Raw genomic sequence first — 3854 nt, forward strand, 5'->3', positions numbered from 1 at the left:
TTAAGCTAGTATATAACTAAAAACTTTTGGCTAAATTAGCCCGATAACTGACGGGTTATACTAAGCCGTTGGCGGTAATTAAAAACTGAATAGAATAGATAATGAAATTTAAGAAGTTAAAACTTTACACTAATAAATTAGAATCAGAATTAGAGTTTTACTCAAAGACTTTAGGGTTTGAAGTTTTAGAACAAAATGCTAATTGTTTTTCTGTAAAAATTGGTTGGAGTGAATTATCATTTGAAAAAACAGAAAGAGAACATAAATATCATTATTGTTTTTTAATCCCTTCAAATAAATTGAACCAAGCCTTAAAGTGGATGGAAAAAAGAACTGAGATAATTCAAATTGAAAATAATAGAAAGGTTCAAAATTTTGAATCTTGGAATGCTGACTCTTTTTACTTTTATGATGCAAGTGGAAATATAGCGGAATTTATTGTGCGATACGATTTGAAAAATGATGATTCTGATGAGTTTGATATTTCTAAAGTTTTAGGAGTAAATGAAATGGGAATGCCAACTGTCAATGTTAAAAAGACAAATGACCAACTTCAAACTGAATTACAAACAGAATACTGGAAAGGAGATATTGAACGATTTGGAACAAATGGTTCACAAGAAGGAATTTTTCTTTTGCCAAACTATAATTTAAAAGACATTTGGTTTCCAACATCAATAAAAATAAAACCTGAACCATTTGAAGCAGTTATTGAAAATAAGGAAAGAGAATATTATATAGAGTATAAAAATGAAAAAATAAAAACTACCGCCAACAATGGCTATAATTAATGCGGTTTTGGTATTTAATCCAAAGTTTAGTGTATTTTTATAAAGTCGTCAAATCATTTTGATTTGACTTTTGAACAGAAAAAAATAAAAGTAAACAAAATGCTTCGTCTTAGTGCTAAATCGGAAAGCCACCACTTCCCTATTCCCGCACTAATCATAGCCGAAGCCATTGGGCACAATACCCAAAAACAGCTCTGCGAAAGAATTTAAATTTCGTAAATTTGTTAAAATTTAAGAACTAATTGAAACTATATAAATTGAATAAAAAAGAACTTGTAGATTACTGTAAATCTTTAGGAATTGAGACAAAAGGAAAAACCAGAAACACTTTAATGGAGGATGCAGAAACATACGGCAATCAACAAATCCTGCAAGCGAAAAAGGACGGGACAGACTATGAGTTATTATATTCAAAAATTGAAGAGCTTTCCAATAGATATGCTGAAACTCTGAATGGAAAGATAGAGGATAGAAAAGAAGAAATGCTCGAAGATGATAATTCACATTATCTAATTTATAGAGTTTTGGGAATTTCTAATGAAAGAGGTCAATTAATTGATGTTTATCAAAACACGGGACGATTTCTCTACAAATATGCAGGCTCTTTTTTAGAGGAAGCAACTGTTCTATGTTTCAAGTTTAACAATTTAAAAGGAAAGAGAACGCTTGTAGATAATACAGTAGGCTCTAAACCTAAAACCTTTGAAATTGACTTTTTAGATGACAATAATGCTATTGAAATCAAATGGCGAGATGCAACTACAGATGGAGACCATATAACAAAGGAGCATACAAGAGTTGAGTGTATAACTAGTTACGGTTATAAACCAATTCGAGTTATGTTTTATTATCCTCAAAGGAAACAAGCAATTAAAATTCAAAAAATACTCGCTACTTACTATAAAGGTGTAAAAGGAGAATATTATGGAGGAGATGAAGCTTGGAATTTTGTCAAAAAATATACTGGATACGACTTATTAGAAATCCTAACTTCTATCGCAGATAAAAAAACTAGTGCTGATGGAAGTAAATAAAATATATCAAGGTAATTGTATTAATAAATTGACAGAATTAGAATCTAACTCTGTTGATTTAGTATATTTTGACCCACCGTTTTTTACTCAAAAAAAACATTCATTAGTTACTAGAGATGAATCAAAAAAATATGAATTCAGTGATAGTTGGGATTCATTAGATGACTATCTCGATTTAATTGAGGCTTGTTTAAAGGAATGTAAAAGAATTTTAAAAGAAACTGGTAGTGTTTTTCTTCATTGTGACAAAGTTGCTTCTCATTATATCAGAGTAACTCTTGACAAAGTTTTTGGTATGAAAAACTTCCAAAGTGAAATTATTTGGAGTTATAAAAGATGGTCTAATTCTAAGAAAGGGCTTTTAAACTCGCATCAAAATATATACTTCTATTCAAAAAGTAAGCATTTTAAATTCAATCAATATTATACTAATTACGCAGCTACAACAAATATTGACCAAATATTACAAGACAGAAAAAAAAATGCAAATGGTAAGTCAATTTACAAAACAGATGAAGATGGCAACATTGTTTTAGGAAAAGAAAAAAAAGGCGTTCCGTTATCAGATACTTGGGAAATTCCTTATTTAAACCCTAAAGCAAAAGAAAGAGTTGGTTATCCGACACAAAAACCTGTTTTACTCTTAAAAGAAATAATTAAAATAGTAACAGACAGAGGAGATTTAGTTGTTGACCCTTTTTGTGGAAGTGGTACAACCTGTGTTGCTGCTAAATCTATGGATAGAGATTTCATCGGAATTGATGCATCTCAAGATGCAGTTGAACTTGCGAACAGACGATTGGAAGAAATGATAATCACAGATTCTGCATTATTAAACAAAGGCTATAACAGCTATCTTGAAAAATCAGAATATGAGATGGCAATTTTAAAAAGTATTGATGCTTTACCAGTTCAAAGAAACTCTGGAATTGATGGATTTTTAAGAAAGCATTTTAACGAGAAACCAGTACCTGTTAAAATTCAAGGAAAAAGAGAAACTCTTAATGATGCCATTGAAAAACTTGAAAAATCTTGTCAAGGAAAAGAATTTGGGCTAAAAATTGTAATCCAAACTCGAAAAGAATCAAGAGGTAATCGACTTTTTGAATTGGAATCTGATATAGAAATTATCCAATCACAGGAATTGATAATTGAGAAGTTGAAAGAAAAAAGTACTGTGCCCAACAATGTATAAAAATAATAGCGGTTTTAGTGCTTAAACCAAAATCAGTAAACCTAAATAAGGTCTGTGCTTAACCGAAAAGTTAGTGCTTGAAAATCCGCTACTATTCTTATACGAGACCGTTAGCAACAAGTATCCCAAAAAAATCATTCTCTTGAAGACAATAAAGAAAAAAGAAAATATAAGAGAACAAATTTTATTGAAAATTAAACATTACGAAAATTCAAGAGGGATAACATTATTTGATAAGTCTGATAATTTAGCCGAAAAGAATTTAAATCTTGAAAATAATGAATTAGAAGTGGTTTTAATTAAATTCAATAAGAAAGAAAAGATTTTATTGACAACTAAAAACATCTATTATTTTGACAAAAATAATTTTAGAAAAATAGCTGGAGAAAATATTGACCGATTTGATTATTTAGAATTTATTAACGGAGAAAAGATTATGGAAGAAAAGTCAAGAATTAAAATCTTTTTCTTGCGAATGAAAATGAGATTTAGAATTGGCACATACAGAATTGTTGAAAAAAATGACTCTTTTATTGAGTTGAAAATATGGAAAACAAATTATGCTGACTGTTTAAATAATGGAATAAAAAGATTAAAATTTATCGGAACTAAATATGAAGCAATATAAACCTGTTGCTAACAATAGCTAAAAAACATTACTTGCGGATTTTCCCACTTGGGAAAATCACGCTGACGAACAAATGTTCGTCATATTTTTATTAAGTTTACGCTAAAACCAACGTAACGATTTCTTAGCTGAAGCCGTTAGCTTTAACTGTTCCTGAAAATGAAAATCATAACTGAAAGAATAAATAACGAACCTAATCATTCCAT

Annotated in this window: 4 protein-coding genes; all 4 read left to right on the plus strand. The window is 29.5% G+C overall.

Going from position 1 to position 3854, the window contains the following annotated elements; all coding sequences use genetic code 11:
• The first annotated feature begins 101 nt into the window (after positions 1-101).
• The 4 genes from ACFQ1U_RS00385 (at position 102) to ACFQ1U_RS00400 (ending at position 3648) form a co-directional block, all read left to right on the plus strand.
• Entirely contained in the window at positions 102-791 is a 690-nt protein-coding gene (locus ACFQ1U_RS00385; RefSeq protein WP_226697024.1) for a VOC family protein, read from the plus strand.
• Positions 792-1033: 242 nt separating this feature from the next.
• A complete protein-coding gene (locus ACFQ1U_RS00390) occupies positions 1034-1825 on the plus strand; it encodes an ApaLI family restriction endonuclease (RefSeq protein ID WP_386104159.1) in 792 nt (263 codons plus the stop codon).
• Entirely contained in the window at positions 1812-3020 is a 1209-nt protein-coding gene (locus ACFQ1U_RS00395; protein WP_386104161.1) for a DNA-methyltransferase, read from the plus strand. The genes ACFQ1U_RS00390 and ACFQ1U_RS00395 overlap by 14 nt, the downstream gene beginning before the upstream one ends.
• A gap of 142 nt (positions 3021-3162) precedes the next feature.
• Positions 3163-3648 (plus strand): hypothetical protein, encoded by a 486-nt coding sequence (locus ACFQ1U_RS00400; protein WP_386104163.1) that lies wholly within the window; start codon positions 3163-3165, stop codon positions 3646-3648.
• The last annotated feature ends 206 nt before the right edge of the window (positions 3649-3854 follow it).

Origin of the sequence: Tenacibaculum geojense (assembly GCF_042676005.1) — a bacterium.
GTDB classification, from domain to species: Bacteria; Bacteroidota; Bacteroidia; order Flavobacteriales; family Flavobacteriaceae; genus Polaribacter; species Polaribacter geojense.

Bases quoted from the DNA above. Each gene is read 5' to 3' on its own strand.
- ACFQ1U_RS00385 (WP_226697024.1), top strand. From the start codon at position 102: ATGAAATTTAAGAAGTTAAAACTTTACACTAATAAATTAGAATCAGAA.
- ACFQ1U_RS00395 (WP_386104161.1), top strand. From the start codon at position 1,812: ATGGAAGTAAATAAAATATATCAAGGTAATTGTATTAATAAATTGACA.